Source organism: Streptomyces sp. NPDC030021, assembly GCF_055574035.1.
Genome location: NZ_JBVIAH010000019.1, coordinates 120286 through 138310, shown reverse-complemented (window position 1 = coordinate 138310; position 18025 = coordinate 120286). Strand labels below are relative to the sequence as shown.

At 71.2% G+C, this 18025-nt stretch carries 19 protein-coding genes; 9 read left to right on the top strand and 10 right to left on the bottom strand.

The genetic code is table 11. The features are described 5' to 3' along the window. Window positions 1-5 precede the first annotated feature (5 nt). Together ACZ4YL_RS31335 and ACZ4YL_RS31330 are read right to left on the bottom strand one after the other, a co-directional pair. Entirely contained in the window at window positions 6-386 is a 381-nt protein-coding gene (locus ACZ4YL_RS31335; protein ID WP_468121182.1) for a hypothetical protein, read from the bottom strand. Between the two features lie 124 nt (window positions 387-510). Further along, on the bottom strand, window positions 511-936 hold the full coding sequence (locus tag ACZ4YL_RS31330; RefSeq protein ID WP_468121181.1) for a hypothetical protein: 426 nt from the start codon (window positions 934-936) through the stop codon (window positions 511-513). A gap of 191 nt (window positions 937-1127) precedes the next feature. On the opposite strand from ACZ4YL_RS31330, the gene ACZ4YL_RS31325 reads away from it, so the two are divergent. Then, window positions 1128-2927 carry a helix-turn-helix domain-containing protein gene (locus ACZ4YL_RS31325; protein ID WP_468121180.1) on the top strand — a complete coding sequence of 600 codons (1800 nt, stop codon included), beginning with the start codon at window positions 1128-1130 and terminating at the stop codon, window positions 2925-2927. Window positions 2928-3002: 75 nt separating this feature from the next. On the opposite strand, the gene ACZ4YL_RS31320 is transcribed toward ACZ4YL_RS31325, so the two are convergent. Both ACZ4YL_RS31320 and ACZ4YL_RS31315 read right to left on the bottom strand, forming a co-directional pair. Then, window positions 3003-3971 carry an ArsR/SmtB family transcription factor gene (locus ACZ4YL_RS31320; protein WP_468121179.1) on the bottom strand — a complete coding sequence of 323 codons (969 nt, stop codon included), beginning with the start codon at window positions 3969-3971 and terminating at the stop codon, window positions 3003-3005. A 77-nt stretch (window positions 3972-4048) separates the two neighbouring features. Then, window positions 4049-4519, bottom strand: a complete 471-nt coding sequence (locus ACZ4YL_RS31315) for an SseB family protein (RefSeq protein ID WP_030714326.1) — start codon at window positions 4517-4519, stop codon at window positions 4049-4051. A gap of 173 nt (window positions 4520-4692) precedes the next feature. Here ACZ4YL_RS31315 and ACZ4YL_RS31310 point away from each other — a divergent pair, with 173 nt between their 5' ends. Both ACZ4YL_RS31310 and ACZ4YL_RS31305 read left to right on the top strand, forming a co-directional pair. After that, on the top strand, window positions 4693-6519 hold the full coding sequence (locus ACZ4YL_RS31310; RefSeq protein WP_468121178.1) for an acyl-CoA dehydrogenase: 1827 nt from the start codon (window positions 4693-4695) through the stop codon (window positions 6517-6519). A gap of 139 nt (window positions 6520-6658) precedes the next feature. Next, a complete protein-coding gene (locus tag ACZ4YL_RS31305) occupies window positions 6659-7387 on the top strand; it encodes a hypothetical protein (RefSeq protein WP_301368749.1) in 729 nt (242 codons plus the stop codon). A gap of 121 nt (window positions 7388-7508) precedes the next feature. Here the strand turns inward: ACZ4YL_RS31305 and ACZ4YL_RS31300 are convergent, their stop codons facing one another. Then, a complete protein-coding gene (locus tag ACZ4YL_RS31300; protein ID WP_468121177.1) occupies window positions 7509-8564 on the bottom strand; it encodes an RNA-guided endonuclease InsQ/TnpB family protein in 1056 nt (351 codons plus the stop codon). A 122-nt stretch (window positions 8565-8686) separates the two neighbouring features. Between ACZ4YL_RS31300 and ACZ4YL_RS31295 the strand changes: the two genes are divergently transcribed. Then, window positions 8687-9979: a M18 family aminopeptidase gene (locus ACZ4YL_RS31295; protein ID WP_468121176.1), complete on the top strand. Its 1293-nt coding sequence runs from the start codon at window positions 8687-8689 to the stop codon at window positions 9977-9979. 23 nt (window positions 9980-10002) lie between these two features. On the opposite strand, the gene ACZ4YL_RS31290 is transcribed toward ACZ4YL_RS31295, so the two are convergent. Further along, window positions 10003-11844, bottom strand: coding sequence for an NHL domain-containing thioredoxin family protein (locus ACZ4YL_RS31290; RefSeq protein WP_468121175.1), 1842 nt, complete (start codon window positions 11842-11844; stop codon window positions 10003-10005). 79 nt (window positions 11845-11923) lie between these two features. Here ACZ4YL_RS31290 and ACZ4YL_RS31285 point away from each other — a divergent pair, with 79 nt between their 5' ends. From ACZ4YL_RS31285 to ACZ4YL_RS31275, 3 genes are all read left to right on the top strand, one after another. Then, window positions 11924-12595, top strand: a complete 672-nt coding sequence (locus ACZ4YL_RS31285) for a hypothetical protein (protein ID WP_468121174.1) — start codon at window positions 11924-11926, stop codon at window positions 12593-12595. Window positions 12596-12686: 91 nt separating this feature from the next. After that, window positions 12687-13241, top strand: a complete 555-nt coding sequence (locus ACZ4YL_RS31280; RefSeq protein WP_468121173.1) for a Uma2 family endonuclease — start codon at window positions 12687-12689, stop codon at window positions 13239-13241. A 24-nt stretch (window positions 13242-13265) separates the two neighbouring features. Then, window positions 13266-13931 carry an MSMEG_1061 family FMN-dependent PPOX-type flavoprotein gene (locus ACZ4YL_RS31275; protein ID WP_468121172.1) on the top strand — a complete coding sequence of 222 codons (666 nt, stop codon included), beginning with the start codon at window positions 13266-13268 and terminating at the stop codon, window positions 13929-13931. On the opposite strand, the gene ACZ4YL_RS31270 is transcribed toward ACZ4YL_RS31275, so the two are convergent. Both ACZ4YL_RS31270 and ACZ4YL_RS31265 read right to left on the bottom strand, forming a co-directional pair. Then, window positions 13922-14449 (bottom strand): DUF4240 domain-containing protein, encoded by a 528-nt coding sequence (locus ACZ4YL_RS31270; RefSeq protein ID WP_468121171.1) that lies wholly within the window; start codon window positions 14447-14449, stop codon window positions 13922-13924. The genes ACZ4YL_RS31275 and ACZ4YL_RS31270 overlap by 10 nt on opposite strands. Window positions 14450-14477: 28 nt before the next feature. Continuing rightward, a complete protein-coding gene (locus ACZ4YL_RS31265) occupies window positions 14478-15290 on the bottom strand; it encodes a hypothetical protein (protein WP_468121170.1) in 813 nt (270 codons plus the stop codon). A gap of 32 nt (window positions 15291-15322) precedes the next feature. On the opposite strand from ACZ4YL_RS31265, the gene ACZ4YL_RS31260 reads away from it, so the two are divergent. After that, window positions 15323-15844, top strand: a complete 522-nt coding sequence (locus ACZ4YL_RS31260; protein WP_468121169.1) for an LURP-one-related/scramblase family protein — start codon at window positions 15323-15325, stop codon at window positions 15842-15844. Here the strand turns inward: ACZ4YL_RS31260 and ACZ4YL_RS31255 are convergent. Both ACZ4YL_RS31255 and ACZ4YL_RS31250 read right to left on the bottom strand, forming a co-directional pair. Then, a complete protein-coding gene (locus ACZ4YL_RS31255) occupies window positions 15816-16127 on the bottom strand; it encodes a hypothetical protein (RefSeq protein WP_468121168.1) in 312 nt (103 codons plus the stop codon). The two genes, ACZ4YL_RS31260 and ACZ4YL_RS31255, sit on opposite strands and share 29 nt — an antisense overlap. A gap of 99 nt (window positions 16128-16226) precedes the next feature. Beyond that, window positions 16227-17006 carry a carbon-nitrogen family hydrolase gene (locus ACZ4YL_RS31250; RefSeq protein WP_468121167.1) on the bottom strand — a complete coding sequence of 260 codons (780 nt, stop codon included), beginning with the start codon at window positions 17004-17006 and terminating at the stop codon, window positions 16227-16229. 149 nt (window positions 17007-17155) lie between these two features. Between ACZ4YL_RS31250 and ACZ4YL_RS31245 the strand changes: the two genes are divergently transcribed. Then, the gene (locus ACZ4YL_RS31245) at window positions 17156-17986 is read left to right on the top strand and encodes a maleylpyruvate isomerase family mycothiol-dependent enzyme (protein WP_468121166.1); all 831 of its coding nucleotides are present in this window, start codon (window positions 17156-17158) and stop codon (window positions 17984-17986) included. The last annotated feature ends 39 nt before the right edge of the window (window positions 17987-18025 follow it).

Genomic DNA, 18025 nt, shown 5'->3' with positions numbered 1-18025 from the left:
TCCGACTAGTACCTGCTGAGCTTGATCGAGTTCATCGGGGAGAGGTTCTCCTGCCAGGTGGTGCCGGGCGGCTGGACGTACGAGTCGCAGTTGCTCCCGTAGGAGTCGTAGCAGAGACGGTCGACCCAGCCGTCGGTCTGGTTGTTGACGATGAAGTGCGTCCCCTCCTGGTTGTAGAGCTTGTAGACGCCCTCCCAGTACACGTTGGACGGCTTGTCGTTGTTCCAGCCGGCGTCCCGCGGGTAGATGCAGACGGCGCCGGACGGGCAGCCGTGCCACGTGCCCGCGGCGTGCGCGGGCGACGCCGCCAGGACCCCCGTACCCAACGCCATGACCCCGGCCGCCGCCAGAGCGGCGAGCTTCGTGCGGACCGTCGTATCCCTCATTGCTGTCTCCTTCTCCGAAGGTGCGGGGCCCCCGTGGTCTCCCCCGCGGCACTGATGTTCCGGCGCGGCGCGGGTGCGCCGCGATGGTTTCGTTCCTGACCGAAAGGACCGGGCGCGGCGACGGCTAACAGACGATGCCGGTGAGCGCCGCGTTCTCGTTGCCCGAGATCTTGTGCCAGCCGGCGCCCCACACCACGGGGTGGTTGTAGAGCACGCCGAACACCACTCCGGTCGCCACACATCCGCCCGGGATGTACACGCCGTCGACGTCGATCCGGCTGGCGTTGCCGCCCAGGGAGGTGCCGGACGGCACCCAGCGCTCCCAGCGCCAGCGCGGTTCGTCGGAGGACCCGTCCCCCCATTCGAGCGTGGCGCTGAGACCGATGGCGGTCGAATTCGTCAGCCTCCCGCAATTCCATGAGCAGGACTGACCCGTGGCGCCATCAGCGGCCGCTGCCGCGGGCGTAATTCCCGCCATGAAAAGGGCGGCGACGGCGGCGGCCGTGACCGTCAGAGATTTCGCCGGGCGACGCATACCGAGCAGAGACATGTCTCTCATTCCTCCGTTGTGGCCTTTTGTCCGCGGCGGTTCCCGACCCCCGCTGCGACACAGCCTGCGAGAGTGCCCTGCGGTGCGGCAACGGATTGGACTAATCTGGGACGCGGGGATGGAACATCCCCTCTGACCTGCGGAGATTCTGCGCTCTGGGACGGACGTCCCGCGCGGAGGGGGGATCTTTCGTGAGCGTTTCCACGGAGGGCGAGCCATCGGACGGCGATCGCCCGGCACAGCACAGACAGCAATTCGCGGATCTGTTGACCGACCTGAAGGACCGCCGCGGCCACAGCTACGAAACATTGGCCCGAAAAGCCCATATGAGCCGCTCTTCCGTTCACCGCTATTGCCGGGGAATCGTCATTCCCGTGGAGTTCGGCACGGCAGAGAGAATCGCCCGGATATGCGGTGCGACCCCGCGCGAGCTGGCCGCCCTCTACCGCTGCTGGGCGGCGGCCTCCGCACCCGGCACGGACGCGGAGGACCCGTTACCGCCGTCCGCGGCGGAGGCGGGGACGGAAGAGGCCGAGGAGGCCTTGGAGGCCTTGGAGGCCGGGACAGCGGGGGAAGAGAGGCCACGGGCAGCGGTAGGGCCCCACGAGGCGGGCCCGGACCCGGCCGAGACCGCGCGTACGGTGTCACGGCCCCGCGGCGGCGCCCGGCTGGCCCTCGTCTCCGTGGCCTTCGTCCTGCTGTGCGTGGCCTCGCTGAGCGGCTCCGCGCCCGCCGCGACCGCGTGGGCCCCGAGCCGGCCCCGCGCCGCCGCCGACGGCGCGGGGCCGGCCTCCGGGTCCGGGGCCGGGTCCGGGGCCGCGGTGCCGTCCTGGGCCCAGGCCCCGACCCCGGTGTCCGACGGCCTCTTCGGCATGACCCTCAACTCCAACACCGGCGCCATGCCCACCTTCCAGGTGGACACCGTCCGGCTCTGGGACACCCGTACGAGGTGGGCGAACATCCAGCCGCGGCGCGGCGTCTACGACTGGTCCGTCCTCGACCGGCTCGTCACGGCCGCGAACCAGGCCGGCCTGCCCGTGGTCTTCACCATGGGCGGCACCCCCGACTGGGCGAGCCCGCACGGCCCCCGCGCCGCGTACGACGACGGCTCCCGCACGAGCCCGCCCGACGACCCGGCCGACTGGAAGGCGTTCGTCACCGCCGTGGCCGACCGCTACCGGGGCCGCATCGACGCGTACGAGCTGTGGGTCATGGGCAACGACACGCGCTACTTCAGCGGAAGCCTGGAGACCCTGGCCGAGATGACCCGCACCGCGAAGGCCGTGCTCGACGCCGTGGACCCCGGCGCGACCGTCGTCTGCCCGTCCATGGGCCGGCTCTGGGAGCCGGACGCCCTGCGCGCGCTGGAACGGTTCGCCGAGCTCCGCGCCTACGACTCCTGCGACGTCGCCGGCGTCAAGCTGTACCAGCGCAGCGCCTCGGACCCGCCCGAGCAGTTGCACGGCATGATCCAGGAGATCGACCGCGCCTTCCACCGGGGCGGCGCGCACCCCCGGCTGTGGAGCACCGGCGCCTCGTACGAGATCGCCCTGCAGAAGCCGCTGGACGAGGCCACCGCATCGGCCCACGCCGTCCGCTTCTTCCTCGTCGGCCTCTACGCCCGCTACCCGCGCATGTACTACTACAACTGGGGCGGCACCAAGGTCCCGATCGTGATGCAGCCGGAGGGGCAGCCGCCGACCCGGGCCGCCCTGGACGTCGAGGAGCTGCGCCGCTGGGTGCACGGGACGCGGATCCACTCGTGCGGGAACGGGGTGGCGGCCGGGCTGCCGGTCGGCGTCTGGCAGTGCCGCTTCGACCGGGACGGCGCCGAGCAGGTGATCGTCTGGCACGAGACGGGCACCGCCCGCATCCCGGCGCCCCGGAAAATCGGCGCGGTGCGCCGCCTCGACGGGACCGTCTCGGCCCTCCCCTCCGACCGGACGGTCGAGGTCACCACGATGCCGGTCCTGCTCACCCGGGCACCCTGAGCCCGGGGAGCCCGGGGAGCCCGGGGAGCCCGGGCGGCCCGGGCGGCCCGGGCGGCCCTGGCCTCCCCATGGGCCTCAGCCGCCGCTGTGGAGCAGGTCCACGCCCAGGCCCGTCACCGAGTGCAGGACCGCCTTGCCGTCGCGCTCCGTGGTGATCAGGCCGGCCGCGCGCAGGGTCCGGGTGTGTTCGGAGGCCGAGGGGAGGCTGATGTCGAGGTCCCGGGCCAGCTCGCTGGTCGTGCGCTGCTCGATCAGCGACTGGAGCACGGCCGCCCGGGTCCGGCCCAGCAGGGCGTCCAGCGCCCCCTGTGCCGGGCCCGGGCCGACCAGGGGCAGGGGCGTCAGCGCCGGGTAGAGCAGCACGCACCTGCCGTCCGGGCCGTCCGGGCCCTCGGCGAGCAGCGGCCTGCCCGTCCAGAACGGCGAGGGCATCAGCAGCAGGCCGCGCCCGCCGAGGCGGACCTCGTAGTGCGGCGGCCCGTCCACCTCCAGCACCGTGCCCGCCCAGGCGGCCAGTGGATGCGTGCCGGCCAGGCACGCCTTGATGCCGTGGGCGGCCAGCAGCCGGCTGCGCCAGGCCACGTCCGCCTGGAAGGACTGCCGGATCCGCGGCCAGTGGGGGGCGACGACCACCTCGTACGCGGACCGCAGCGCGCCGCCGAGCTGGTCCCACGCCTCGCGGTCCTGGGCCCACAGGGCGCGCAGCCAGGACACGGAGCCGGAGGCCCGGGCGGCGACGCGGTCCAGCTCGCCGGGGGTCAGGAGCGGGCCGGCCTCCCGTACGACGGCCAGCCCCTCCTCCAGGGTGCGCGCGTACGGCTCGACGAACTGGGGGTTGTCGCCGTCGGGGCGCAGGAGGTCGAGGAGCGGGCGGGCGCGGCCGGGCAGCTCCTGGCCGACACGGTTGCGCCAGCGGCCGAAAACCGCCTGTTCGTCGGTGCGCTGCCAGGCGACCATCGCCATGCCCAGCTCCACCAGCGGCAGCGGCTCTCTCGCGAAGGTGACGTTGAGCAGGTCCTCCGCCGTGAAATGCACGCGCAGCACGATCCGCCCCCCTCAGGCGTCAGCCGGTACGTCCGCGGCCAGGGCCGGCCGTCTGGCCGTCTGCGCAGCTACGGCGTCTAGCCGTACATCCGGCGCATCGCGAAGTCGACCATCTGCTCGACGGCCTTCGCGTCGAAGACCATCCGGTGGTCGCCCTCCATGTCGAGGACGAAGCCGTACCCGGTCGGCAGCAGGTCGATCACCTCGGCGCCGGTGATCACGAAGTACTTGGACTCCTTGCCGGCGTACCGGCGCAGCTCCTTGAGCGTGGTGAACATGGGGATGACCGGGTGCTGCGTGTTGTGCAGCGCCAGGAATCCGGGGGTGTCGCCGCGCGGGCAGTAGACCTTCGAGGTGGCGAAGATCTGCTGGAAGTCCTCGGCGGAGAGGGACCCCGTGGTGAAGGCCCGCACGGCGTCGGCGAGCGACGGTGGCGAGGGCTCGGGGTAGAGCGGCTGCTCGGCGTAACCGCCGGCCATCTGCTGCGGGGCGGCGTACTGCTGCTGCCCCGCGTGCCCCGCGCTCACGTTCTGGTCGTAGCCGTACATGGGGCGAAGCCTACCGACCGGCCACTCGCCGTCGGACACGTATTTCCCGCCAGGCTTGACGCTGGTCACAGTCGTCAGGGGTTGCGTCTTATTACCGGCGGGTAGCATCATTACGTTACCGATTGGTATGTACGAGGAACCCTGTCTCCCCGAGCCTTAACGGAGCCGTCGCCATGGGGCACTACAAGTCGAATCTCCGCGACATCGAGTTCAACCTCTTCGAGGTGCTCGGCCGCGACAAGCAGTACGGCACCGGTCCGTTCGAGGAGATGGACACCGAGACCGCCAAGAGCGTCCTGTCCGAGATCGCCCGCCTCGCCGAGAACGAGCTGGCCGCCTCCTTCGAGGACGCCGACCGCAACCCGCCGGTCTTCGACCCGGCCACCAACACCGCGCCCGTCCCCGCCTCCTTCAAGAAGAGCTACGAAGCCTTCATGGAGTCGGAGTACTGGCGCCTGGGCCTGCCCGAGGAGATCGGCGGCACCACCTCGCCCCGCTCCCTGATCTGGGCCTACGCGGAGCTGCTGCTCGGCTCGAACCCGGCCATCTGGATGTACTCCTCCGGCCCGGCGTTCGCCGGCATCCTCTTCGAAGAGGGCAACGAGGCGCAGAAGAAGGTCGCCGAGATAGCCGTCGAGAAGCGCTGGGGCTCCACCATGGTCCTCACCGAGCCGGACGCCGGCTCGGACGTCGGCGCCGGCCGCACCAAGGCGATCCAGCAGGCCGACGGCTCCTGGCACATCGAGGGCGTGAAGCGCTTCATCACGTCCGGTGAGCACGACATGGAGGAGAACATCCTCCACTACGTCCTCGCGCGCCCCGAGGGCCACGGCCCCGGCACCAAGGGCCTGTCCCTCTTCCTCGTCCCGAAGTTCCACTTCGACTGGGAGACCGGCGAGCTGGGCGAGCGCAACGGCGTCTACGCCACCAACGTCGAGCACAAGATGGGCCTCAAGGCCTCCAACACGTGCGAGATGACCTTCGGCGACCAGCACCCCGCCAAGGGCTGGCTGATCGGTGACAAGCACGACGGCATCCGCCAGATGTTCATGATCATCGAGTTCGCCCGGATGATGGTCGGCACGAAGGCCATCGCCACCCTCTCCACCGGCTACCTGAACGCGCTGGAGTACGCCAAGGAGCGCGTGCAGGGCCCGGACCTCGCGAACTTCATGGACAAGACCGCGCCCAAGGTCACCATCACGCACCACCCCGACGTACGCCGCTCGCTCATGACGCAGAAGGCCTACGCCGAGGGCATGCGCGCCCTGGTCCTCTACACGGCCTCCGTGCAGGACGAGATCCAGCTCAAGCAGGCCGCCGGCGAGGACGCCTCCGCCGAGATCGGCCTCAACGACCTGCTCCTGCCGATCGTGAAGGGCTACGGCTCGGAGAAGTCCTACGAGCAGCTCGCCCAGTCCCTGCAGACCTTCGGTGGCTCCGGCTACCTGCAGGAGTACCCGATCGAGCAGTACATCCGCGACGCCAAGATCGACACCCTCTACGAGGGCACCACGGCCATCCAGGGCCAGGACTTCTTCTTCCGGAAGATCGTCCGCGACCAGGGCGCCTCGCTGAACATCCTCAGCGAGACGATGAAGAAGTTCCTGGCCGAGGCCGTCGGCGGCGAGGAGCTGGCCGGCGCCCGCGACGCGCTCGCCAAGGCCGCCGTCGACCTGGAGGCCATCGTCGGCCAGATGATCGTCGACCTCACCGCCACCGGCGAGGACGTCAAGAACATCTACAAGGTCGGCCAGAACACCACCCGCCTGCTGATGGCCTCGGGTGACGTGGTCGTCGGTTACCTGCTGCTCAAGGGCGCCGCCGTGGCCGCCGAGAAGCTGGCGACCGCCGCCCCGAAGGACGTCCCCTTCTACACCGGCAAGATCGCCGCCGCGAAGTTCTTCGCGTCGCAGGTCCTGCCGAACGTCTCGGTCCAGCGCCAGCTGGCCGAGGTCGTCGACAACTCCCTCATGGAGCTCGACGAGGCCGCCTTCTAGACCGGTCGCGCCACCACCGCGCGCACGCACCAGCGGCCGGGCCCCCCGCACAGGGGCCCGGCCGCTGCCGCGTACCCGGCCCCAGGCCCCTGTCCTGCGGCTTTCCCCGATGTCAGTCGTTCATGGGACGCTCGTACACATGAGTCCACAGGATCAGCACGGCAGCAGGGGGTACTCCGTCCCCACCGGGCGTCCGTACGCCCTCAAGGAGCTGCAGGCGAGCCTGGGCAGCCTCGGCGACCACCTGCGCGAGCTGTACGACGGCGCCCACCCCGCCGAGTACGACACCATCGCCGACGCGCTGTACGTGGCCTTCCAGACGGCCACCGGACTGGCTCCCGCCAAGAGCTACACCGGCTGCCCCGAGCACCCCAACGGCGCCCTCGACCCCGAGGCACCCGAAGGCTGGGGCCGCTGCCTCATCTGCAACGACCGGCGGCGCCTCGGAGCGCGCCGGCACGGCGGCCCGCCCGCCGCCCCCGCCGGAGAGCAGCGGCGCCTGGGCTATCCCGTACCGGACCCCCCGTACACGCTCCAGCGGCTGCGCACGTACGTGCGCACCGTCGAGGACCAGCGGTTCCACCTGGGCCTGTCCTCGCCCGCCGAGGACTTCGTCCGCATCGCCGACGACCTCCACCGCGCCTTCATCGTCGCCCGCGAACTTTCCCGGCCGCGCAACGCCTCGGGATGCGCCGAACATCCCGGCGCGCCGATCGACCCCGACGCTCCTCCCGGCGAGGCCTGTATCTTCTGCGCCGGACGCAAAAGACGCGCGCAGCGCTCCCCGCAGACCCCGGAGATGCTCCCGCGCATCCGCCGGGGCGAGCGCAGGCAACTGCAGCGCCGATTCGAACGTCCGCCGGGCTGAAACCGACGGGACCGCAGAGGCAACGGGCGCGGAACCAGATCTCCCGGCTGTCGCACGGTCCGGCCATGACGGACACGAACCCGACCCTCGTTAAGGTGAACCACTTGGCTTCCTCCCCTCCCTAGCAGGAGGGGATTCCCACACTCACGCGTGGGGATTCCTGTTTCGCCACGGACCGCCCCGACCGAGAGGAGGACTCCCGATGAGGTCTCACATCCGCTCCACAGGCAGCAGCCGCCAGCCCGGCGGCCAGAAGATTGACCGCGGCGTTCCCGTCCCGGTCGTGAGCGGTCCCGCAGCTCTCACAGGTCCACTCGCGGACGCTCAGGGGCATCGCGTCGGCGATCGCCCCGCAAGCCGAGCACAGCTTGGAACTGGGGAACCACCGGTCGACAGCGATCAGCTCGCGGCCGTACCAGGCTGTCTTGTACTCCGGCATCGACCACAGCTCACGCCAGGCCGCGTCGCTGATGGAACGTGCCGGCTTGTGGTTCCGCAGCATGTTGGCGACCGTCAGATCCTCGATCACGAGCGTTTGGTTTTCACGCACGAGACGAGTCGTCAGCCGCTGCAAGAAGTCCCGGCGCCGGTCGGCGACCGCGTTCGTGGTGGCCGGCATCGGAGCCGGGGTGTCCTCGCACAGCAGAGAGACGTACCAGCGGCCGGCACTGTCGCACGAGACCGTGACCGTGGACGGCGCCACCCCTTCCGGCAATGGGCGGGACCACACGATGTCCAAAGGTTCGTCCATCTTCGCCAGCCGCACCCGGCCCTCCGCGTAGCGGAACCCGCTGCGGGTGTACTCGGCGGAGGCACGCGACTTCCGCTTCGACTTGAATCGCGGGTACTGGGACCGCTTCTCCCAGAACGCCACGAACGCCGACTGCAGGTGGCGCAACGCCTGCTGCAGCGGTACCGAGGACACCTTCGCCAGAAAGGCCGGCTCCTCGGTCTTCTTCCACGCGGTGAGCATGGCCGATGTCTGCCCGTAGCCCATCCGCCCGCCGCCCGCCTTCCGGGCTTCGGCACGGGCGGCGAGAGCCAGGTTGTAGACCTTCCGCACACACCCGAACGTCCGCGACAGTTCCACGGCCTGCGCGTCCGTCGGATAGAAACGGTACTTGAACGATCGCTTCACGGAAGGAAACCCCACACCGTGGAGGCTACGGTCGGTCACGATCCGAACACAAGCACAGGTCACAGCCTCACGCTGCGGCACTTCGCCACAGCGAGGCTCCGAGCCGGAACTGCGTTTCCTCACCCGGCTGAAGCCGGGGGCTTCCACACAAGGGAAATACGATGAGCTCTCCCGCCCGCTTCGACCGCGGCCACACCGACGATCTGATGACCTTCCTGACGGCCAGTCCGTCGCCGTACCACGCCGTGGCCAACGCGGCGGAGCGGCTGGAGAAGGCAGGCTTCAGGCAGTTGTCGGAAACGGACGCCTGGGATGCGGGCACCGGGGGCAAGTTCGTGCTCCGCGGCGGTGCGCTCATCGCCTGGTTCGTCCCCGAAGGCGCGGCCGCACACACCCCGTTCCGGATCGTCGGCGCGCACACCGACTCCCCGAACCTGCGGGTCAAACCGCTGCCGGACACGGGCTCGCAGGGCTGGCGGCAGATCGCCGTCGAGATCTACGGCGGCACCCTGCTCAACACCTGGCTGGACCGCGACCTGGGGCTGGCCGGGCGGCTGACCCTGCGCGACGGCACCGAGCGCCTGGTGAACGTGGACCGCGCACTGCTGCGCGTTCCCCAACTCGCCGTGCACCTGGACCGGTCGGTGAACAGCGACGGCCTCAAGCTCGACAAGCAGCGGCACATGCAGCCGATCTGGGGGCTGGGCGACGTCCAGGAGGGCGACCTGATCTCCTTCCTGGAGGAGGAAGAGGGCCTGGACCAGGGGTCGGTGGCCGGCTGGGACCTGATGGTCCACTCCATCGAGCCGCCCTCGTACCTGGGCCGCGACCGCGAGCTGGTGGCCGGTCCGCGCATGGACAACCTGCTGTCGGTGCACGCGGGCGTCGCGGCGCTGGCCGCGGTCTCCGCCACCGGCAAGCTCGACCACATCCCGGTGCTGGCCGCCTTCGACCACGAGGAGAACGGCTCGCAGTCCGACACGGGCGCGGACGGCCCGCTCCTGGGCAACGTGCTGGAACGTTCAGTCTTCGCGCGCGGGGGCTCGTACGAGGACCGCGCGCGGGCCTTCGCGGGCACCATCTGCCTGTCCTCGGACACCGGGCACGCCGTGCACCCCAACTACGGTGAGCGGCACGACCCGACGCACCACCCGCGCGCCAACGGCGGACCGATCCTGAAGGTCAACGTCAACCAGCGGTACGCCACCGACGGCAGCGGGCGCGCCGTGTTCGCCGCCGCGTGCGAGCGGGCCGGCGTGCCGTGGCAGACCTTCGTCTCCAACAACTCGATGCCGTGCGGCACCACGATCGGCCCGATCACCGCCGCCCGCCACGGCATTCAGACCGTGGACATCGGCGTCGCGATCCTCTCGATGCACAGCGCCCGCGAACTGTGCGGCGCGGACGACCCGTTCCTGCTGGCGAACGCCCTGGTGGCCTTCCTGGAGGGCTGAGCCCCCAGGAAGGCCGCGGCCGGCTACCCCTCGGCGTCCATCCCCGCGAGGACGAGGGGCAGCCGGGAGGCGCCGTCGGCGGTGACGCGGACCGGCACGCCCCAGTCCTGCTGGTGGACGTGGCAGGCCGGGTACTCGTTGGCGGGGTCGTCGTCGCAGGACGCCGCCATCGCCGAGACGTGCAGGACGCCCTCGGTGACGTCCGGGTTCAGCGCGAGCTCCCGGAACAGGTCCGTCCCGGCGCCCTCGCCGTCCGCCAGCAGCTCGGGCGGGGTCGAGGAGACGAGCAGCCGGGTGGAGGGCCCGTAGCGGGTGTCGAGCTTCTGCCCGCTCGGCGCCTGGAAGACGATGTCGAGGCGGAGCGTGCCGGGCGCCACCTCCGTGGCGGCCCGCTGCGTACGGTGGGCGACCGCGTCCACCCGGACCGCCTCCTCCGGGAGGCGCAGGCGGGTCAGCCGGTGCCGGGCCGACTCGACGACCACGATGTCCTCGCCCACCAGCACGGCGTCGCTGGGCTCGCGCAGGTCGGTCGCCAGGGTCGAGACCTGGCCGGTGGCCGGGTCGTAGCGGCGCAGCGCGTGGTTGTACGTGTCGCACACCGCGACCGAGCCGTCGGGCAGGGCGGTCACACCGAGCGGGTGCTGGAGCAGGGCCTGGGCGGCGTCGCCGTCCCGGTGCCCGAAGTCGAACAGCCCGGTGCCGACGGCCGACTTGATGACGTACCCGTCGTCTCCGGCTTCCACGTAGCGCAGGGCGCTGGTCTCGGAGTCGGCGATCCACAGCCGGTCCCCGGCGGCCGCGAGCCCCGAGGGCTGGGCGAACCAGGCCTCGGCGGCCGGTCCGTCGAGCAGCCCCTCGTTGGTCGTGCCGGCCGCGACCTCGACCGTCCCGGCCTCCGGGTCCCAGGTCCACAGCTGGTGCACACCGGCCATGGCGATCCAGACCCGGCCCTGCCACCAGGCCACGTCCCACGGCGAGGACAGGTCCACCTCCAGCGCCGGCCCGGAGGTCGGCGACCCCTGCCACCACTGTCGGCCCGTCCCGGCGATGGTCTCCACGTGCCCGGTGGCCGGGTCGTAGGTGCGCAGCGCGTGGTTGACGGTGTCGGCGACGACGACCCTGCCGTCGGGCAGCAGCGCCAGCCCCTGCGGCTCGCTGAAGCTGTCCCCGGCGAAGCCGCGCTCGCCGCTGCCGATGCGGCGCACGACGCTCTCGCCGTCGGCGGCCAGCTCGACGAGCTGGTGCCGGGTGGAGTCGGAGACCAGCAGGTTCCCGGACGGCAGCAGCAGCGCCTTCCCGGGGAACCGCAGGGCGCCGGCCACCGGCTCGGGCGCCACGTACGGCCCGTCGCCGCGCCGCAGGGTGCCCTTGGCCTCGTGCTCGGCCTCCAGCTCCTCGACCAGGCGGGCGATGGCGTGCGCGTGCCCCTCACCGGCGTGCTGGGCGACGATGTACCCCTCGGGGTCGATCACGACGAGCGTGGGCCAGGCGCGTACGGCGTACTGCTTCCAGGTGGCGAGCTCGGGATCGTCCAGCACGGGGTGGTGCACCTGGTACCGCTCGACGGCATCGACGACGGCGGCGTGCTCGGCCTCGTGCACGAACTTCGGGGAGTGCACGCCGATGATCACGACGGTGTCGCGGTGCTTCTCCTCCAGCTCGCGCAGCTCGTCGAGGACGTGCAGGCAGTTGATGCAGCAGAAGGTCCAGAAATCGAGGATCGCAATGCGTCCCCGCAGGTCGGCGAGGCTCAGGTCTTTCCCGCCGGTGTTGAGCCAGCCGCCCTTGCCGATCAGCTCGGGGGCACGGACACGGGCACGGCGGGGCGCGGGCGCGGGGGTGGGCGCCGGGGCGGCATCGTTCATGCTTCAAGCTTGCCATCCGGGTATGAACATCGGATCACGCGCATACGGCAGGGCACGGCCCGCGACGGGGGAGCGACGGATGGCCGAGGACGGCAGGACAGCGGGGTTCATGGCGCTGCCGGGGCGTACGGAGGACCGGCGGGAGGTGTTCGCCGGGGCGCTGGCGGAGGTCGTACGGGTCCTCGGGCTCGAAATAGCCGCCGAGCCGGAGTCCGCCGGCGGACTCACCTGGGAGCACCGTGCCAGGGCGGCGTTGCGCGAGGTCTGGCGTGACGGCGTGGTCCTTTCCGGCGAGGCCTTCGGCGCACTGCTCAGGGCGGCGGTCCACGACCCCAACCCGAGCTTCAACCGTCAGTTCGTCGAGCCGGCCCTGAACGCCTTCGGCCACCGGCGCGTCCAGGCCGGGCTGCTCGCCTACCTGCTCAGCGGCACGGATCCCGAGCGGGCGGGGGCCGCGCGGGCCTGGTACTGGTCGGCCCTGGACCTGCGGATGCCCCTCGTACGGGCAGAGCATCCGGCTCCGGCCGACGACGGCACGGACGTGGTGTACGAGTGGTACGAGGCCGCGCTGCGCGAGTTCGTGCACAACGAGCACGTGGACGTCCGGCGCTGCGTCCTCCCTCTGCTGCCGCTGCGGAAGTCCTCGTACCCGGCGGAGCTGCACGACCTGGTGGACGAGGCGGTGGCGATCGCCCGGTCCCATCCGGACGAGTACATCCGCCACCGCGTGGAAGACCAGGTCGGCGGCTGACGTCCGCTGCGCGAAGTGCACCCGCAGGGGTGACGACGGGCGGCGGGACCCCGTGGGAGCCTGGTCCCAGGAAGCAAGGGAGGCGTCCGGAATGACCACCGCGCACGACTACAGCGAAGGCGTCGATCCCGAGCGCGCGCTGAAGTACGCCATCCAGCACCACAGCGGGGACCGCACCGAGATCGTCGAAGGGGTCATCGGCAACGTGACACCGAGCTGGGACCACGAGAACGCGGCCGAAGAGATCCGTGATCAGATCCGACCGCGGGTCAAGGAGCTGGACTGCGTCACCGGCTCGGGCAACCTGGACCTCCCGGGCTCGCCGAATTGGTACGTGCCCGACCTTGCCGTCGTTCCCAAGGCACTGGCGAAGGGGGGCAGCGCTCTCCTGCCGGACCAGGTGCTGCTCGTCGTCGAGATCACGTCCGAGTCCAACGCCGAGACCGACCGTGTCGTCAAGCGCAAGCGGTACGCCGAGTACGGGGCTCCGCTGTACCTGTTGGTCGACCGGGTGGAGGCGACCGTCACGCTGTTCGCACTGCCCGGGCGGCTCGGGTACACCAAGGTGGACGGTCCGCACCCCTTCGGGACGCCGGTGCGGTTGCCCGAGCCGTTCGGGATCGAGCTCGACACCAGCGGGCTTTAGCCAGCGCCCGGTAGCGTGCGGGACGTGACAGTCAGCACGCCGCCGAGCGGGCGGATATTCGATGCCGTGAGCGCCACCGCCGTACGGAGCACCGACGGGTTGCGGGAGCTCTACGAACATCCGGGCGAGATGGCCCGGCGCAAGGCCGTGGACCGGATCCACGAGGCCGCGCGGGCCGTCATCGGGCGGTCGTCGCTGGTGTTCGTCGCCAGTGCCGGGGCCGACGGGACCTGCGATGTGACGCCCCGGGGCGGGCCGCCCGGATTCGTGGCCGTGCTGGACGAGTTCACCCTCGCGCTGCCCGACGCCACCGGCAACAAGCGGCTCGACACCGCCCACAACATCGTGGAGACGGGCCGGGCCGGGCTGATCTTCGTCATCCCCGGGCGGACCACCACCCTGCGGGTGAACGGGCGGGCCTGCGTCTCCGCCGACCCGCGGTTGCTGGAGCAGCTGACGGCCGTCGGCAAGCCGCCGCGGAGCGCGATCGTGGTGGAGGTCGAGGAGGCCTACCAGCACTGTCCGAAGGCGTTCCTGCGCAGCAACGCGTGGAAGCCCGAGCAGTGGCTCGCCGAGGACGCCGTCCCGAGCTCCGCCGAGATCACCCTCTCCCACCTGGATCTCCCCGGTCTGACGATCGAGGAGATCCGGCAGCAGGAGCGCGAGTCCCTCCTGTTCCGCTACGAGTAGTCGAAGAGGGCGCTCAGCCGGGGCAGTCGGGCCGATATCTCGTCGGTGTCGTCGAAGTCGAAGTCCCAGGACGGGTCCAGGGCCGGGTAGCTGATCGTGAAGGAGTCCGCGGGCAGTTCGCGGCCGGTGGCGGTCTCGTAGGCGGTCCAGGCGATCGAGAGGGCGGACTCGTCCCACAGTTCCAGGCCCTGCTCCGCTGCCTCGCGGACCGCGGGGTGCGCGGCCAGGGTGTCGGGGTCGGCCAGGGCCGTCTCGAAGGCCTCCCGGCCCTGGGTGAGGAGCCAGCCGCGGAAGTAGTCGAAGCCGTCGTCCGAGCAGCCCCCGTTGATCACGTAGGCCGCGGCCCAGAGCGGCGCACGGTAGGACTCCGCCAGCAGGTCCCACAGCACCTGCTGGGAGGCGGCTATCTGCGCCGCCTCCCGGTCCGCGAGGAGTTGCGCCGCGCGCGAGGCCACTTCCTGCGGATCCGCGTCGGCGCGGGCCGTCTCGATCAGCTTCCAGAACGTCTGCTTGTCCATGGGGAAAGCCTGGCAGCCGGGTCTGACATCAGGCGGTGGTGTTGAGGAAGGTGTGGAGGGATCTTGTGAGAGCGGCGACGAAGGCGTCCTGCACCGGTGCCGGGACGAGGTCCAGGGAGAGGTACGGGTTCAGGTCCTCCAGCTCGACGAGGAGCAGTTCGCCGGACGGCGCCCGGCAGGCGTCGACGCGCTGGATGCCGTGGTCGAGGGTGTTCCAGTCGACGAAGGACCGGGCGAAGGCCAGGTCCGCCTCGGTCGGGGAGTAGAGCTCCAGCTCCCAGCGGCGGTCCGGATCGGGGGCGTACAGCGCGTACTGGAAGGCGTCGTCGACGAAGTAGAAGGACACCTCGTACGTGAAGTCGATGCGCGGCTGGATCAGCACGGCCCCGGCCGGGCCGTCCGGTGTCGCGGTGAAGGTGAGGCCGATGGAGTCGGCGCCCTGCTTCGGCTTGACCGCGTACTGCGGCACCTGCGGCAGTTCCGCCAGCCGGGCGGGGTCGTCGATCGTCGGGATGACCGGGTAGCCGGCGGCCGTCAGGTCGAGGAGGTACTGCTTGCCCGCCATGTCGCCGCGGCCGGTGAGCGGGTTGTAGACGCGGGCTCCGGCGGCGAGGGCGGCCGCGCGGAAGGAGTCGTAGGCCTCCTGGTAGTGCAGGACCGGGCCGCTGTTGCGGACGATCACCGCGTCGAAGCCGAGCGGCAGCATGGCCTCCGCGTCCGCGGGATGGCACAGGGCCAGGCCGAATTCGGCGCGCAGCCGGGACGTGAGGAATATGTCCTCGTCGCAGTAGCGGCGGCCGCGTGCGGGGTACGCCAGGTCGGTCACGTAGAGCAGGGGCATGAGGGCAACCTATCGCGGGCACTGATCAGCGCATGAAATACCTCGTTCGGGACAAAATGCTGGCCATCGGGGACGACTACTGGATCGAGGACGAGGACGGCCGGCACGCCTTCCTCGTCGACGGGAAGGCGCTGCGCTTCCGGGACACGCTGGAGCTGAAGGATCCGGACGGGCTGATCCTGGTCACCCTGCGGGAGAAGCTGTTCACCCTGCGGGACGCGATGACGCTGGAGCGGGACGAGCGGCGGCTCGCGGTGATCCGCCGCAAGCGGCTCTCGCTGCTGCGCAATCACTTCCGGGTGACCCTGGCCGAGGGCACGGAGCTCGACGTCAGCGGGCGGATCCTGGACCGCGAGTTCAAGGTCGAGTACGACGGGGAGCTGCTCGCGCTGGTCTCGCGGCAGTGGTACCGGCTCCGCGAGACGTACGCGGTGGACGTGGTCCGGGAGGACGCGGACGCGGCGCTGCTGATCGCGGTCGCGGTGTGTGTGATCCGGATGGCCGAGAAGGAGCGGGAGGGCGGGGTCAGTCCCGATGGTGTTCCCGGGCCGTGAGCTGCCCCTGGACGTAGGCATCGGTCTCCGGCGCGTACGGGCCTCCGTGGTCGAACAGCAGGTCGGCGATGCGCTGCCACTCGGCGGCCTCGGCGCGGACGGCCGCGTCGGCACGGCGCAGGTCGCCGGCGGCCGCCAGCCCCGCCTCCAGGGCGGCCTGCGCCTCGTGGTGGGTCATGCCGGTGGCCCGGTCCCGTACGCGCCGACGGGCTGCGATCTCCGCGGTGGCGGGCTCGTGCGGCTCCAGGGCGGCCTCCAGCGCGGCCTCTGTGTCATCCGTCACGGCGTACCCGCCTCCTCCTCGTCGACCCGGCGGCCGGCGCCGCCCGTCCCGTCCGTCTGCCCGGAAACCCCGGCGCCAACCGGGGTTTCCGGGAGGGCGTCAGCGGCCCAGCCGGCGGTCCTTCAGGGCCGGGAACTGGGAGCGGGTGTCGGCGACCTTGGCCGGGTCCAGCTCCACGGTGAGGACCTCCTCGCCGGGGCCCGCCTCCGCCAGGACCTCGCCCCAGGGGTCCACCACCAGGCTGTGCCCGGCCTGCTCCACGCCCGCGTGGGTGCCGGCCGTCCCGCAGGCCAGGACGTAGGACTGGTCCTCCACGGCGCGCGCCCGGTTGAGCAGGGTCCAGTGCGAGCGGCGGCGGGCGGGCCAGCCCGCGGCGACGACCATCGTGGTGGCCCCGGCGTCGACCAGGCCGCGGAACAGTTCCGGGAAGCGCAGGTCGTAGCAGGTGGCGATGCCGAGGGTCTGTTCCGGCAGGGTCACCGTGGTCAGGGAGTCCCCGGCCGACATCAGCACCGCCTCGCCCTGGTCGAAGCCGAAGCGGTGGATCTTCCGGTAGGTGGCGGCGAGCTCGCCCGCCGGGGAGAGGACGAGGGCGGTGTTGTAGAGGGAGCCGTCGCCCGCGCGCTCCACGACCGAACCCGCGTGCAGCCAGACGCCGGCGTCGCGGGCCGCCTTGGACATGGCCTCGTAGGTCGGGCCGTCGAGCGGTTCGGCCTCGGTCTCGAACTGCTCGTAGGCGAACGCGCCGACCGGCCACAGCTCCGGCAGGACGACGAGATCGGAGCCCGCCTGCTCCCGTACGAGTTCGGCCACGCGGGCACGTCGGGAAGACACCGACTCGCCCTCGTTCACTGCGATTTGGATCAGCGAGGCGCGCACACTACCACCGTCCTGGCGTTCAAGCCGTCAACTCGGGCCTACGATCGTCACACGAAAGCACTGCCGGGGTGCTCACCGGCAGCGTAGTTTTGGAAACTGAGTCCACCGCTTCCGAAACGCGCCATTGAACAGCACCGCGAGGGGTCCCGTTGACCGTCCAGCCGCATCCCGCCCTCCAGCCCTATGCCGACGCCTGGACACACTCCATCGAGGCGATATCCGAGTTGGTCCTCCCGCTGACGGAGGGCGAGTGGAACCGGGCGACGCCGTGTCCCGGCTGGTCGGTCCGTGATGTCGTGTCACACATCATCGGCATCGAGTGCGAGCAGCTGGGGGACCCGCGGCCGATCCACACCGTGGCGCGGGACCTGCGGCACGTGGTGGACGAGTTCAGCCGGTACATGGAGGTGCAGGTCGACGTGCGGCGTCACCACACCGCGCCGGAGATGACCTCGGAGCTGGAGTACACGGTGATCCGGCGCTCCCGGCAGCTGCGCAACGAGAAGCGGGATCCGGCCACGATGGTCCGCGGGCCGCTCGGTGACCAGGTGACGCTGGAGCAGGCGCTGCGGCTGCGGGCGTTCGACGTGTGGATCCACGAGCAGGACCTGCGGGCGGCGCTGGGGGTACCGGGGAACTGGGACTCGCCGGGCGCGTACGTGGCGCGGGACCTCCTGCTGGCCGGGCTGCCGAAGGTGGTGGCCAAGCGGGCGGGCGCGCCAGCGAACTCGGCCGTGGTGATCGACGTGCACGGTCGGCTGGAGTTCATGCGGACGGTACGGGTGGACGCGGACGGCCGCGGCACGGTGGACAAGTCGCCGTCGCTGGGCCCGGCGGTGACCCTGACGCTGGACTGGGAGACCTACGTCCGCCTCGCGGCCGGCCGGGTACGGGCGCACACGGTCGCGGACCGGGTGAAGGTGGAGGGCGACGTGGAGCTGGCGGACGCCATCCTCACGCAGTTCGCCGTGACCCCGTAGGCGTCGAGGCGTACGGCGAGGCTCCCGACACCGTTCTCC

What these genes read in the sequence shown, in the direction of transcription:
- ACZ4YL_RS31335 (WP_468121182.1), bottom strand. Translation starts at nt 386, where the DNA reads ATGAGGGATACGACGGTCCGCACGAAGCTCGCCGCTCTGGCGGCGGCC.
- ACZ4YL_RS31330 (WP_468121181.1), bottom strand. Translation starts at nt 936, where the DNA reads ATGTCTCTGCTCGGTATGCGTCGCCCGGCGAAATCTCTGACGGTCACG.
- ACZ4YL_RS31315 (WP_030714326.1), bottom strand. Translation starts at nt 4,519, where the DNA reads ATGTACGGCTACGACCAGAACGTGAGCGCGGGGCACGCGGGGCAGCAG.
- ACZ4YL_RS31310 (WP_468121178.1), top strand. Translation starts at nt 4,693, where the DNA reads ATGGGGCACTACAAGTCGAATCTCCGCGACATCGAGTTCAACCTCTTC.
- ACZ4YL_RS31305 (WP_301368749.1), top strand. Translation starts at nt 6,659, where the DNA reads ATGAGTCCACAGGATCAGCACGGCAGCAGGGGGTACTCCGTCCCCACC.
- ACZ4YL_RS31295 (WP_468121176.1), top strand. Translation starts at nt 8,687, where the DNA reads ATGAGCTCTCCCGCCCGCTTCGACCGCGGCCACACCGACGATCTGATG.
- ACZ4YL_RS31290 (WP_468121175.1), bottom strand. Translation starts at nt 11,844, where the DNA reads ATGAACGATGCCGCCCCGGCGCCCACCCCCGCGCCCGCGCCCCGCCGT.
- ACZ4YL_RS31285 (WP_468121174.1), top strand. Translation starts at nt 11,924, where the DNA reads ATGGCCGAGGACGGCAGGACAGCGGGGTTCATGGCGCTGCCGGGGCGT.
- ACZ4YL_RS31280 (WP_468121173.1), top strand. Translation starts at nt 12,687, where the DNA reads ATGACCACCGCGCACGACTACAGCGAAGGCGTCGATCCCGAGCGCGCG.
- ACZ4YL_RS31270 (WP_468121171.1), bottom strand. Translation starts at nt 14,449, where the DNA reads ATGGACAAGCAGACGTTCTGGAAGCTGATCGAGACGGCCCGCGCCGAC.
- ACZ4YL_RS31265 (WP_468121170.1), bottom strand. Translation starts at nt 15,290, where the DNA reads ATGCCCCTGCTCTACGTGACCGACCTGGCGTACCCCGCACGCGGCCGC.
- ACZ4YL_RS31260 (WP_468121169.1), top strand. Translation starts at nt 15,323, where the DNA reads ATGAAATACCTCGTTCGGGACAAAATGCTGGCCATCGGGGACGACTAC.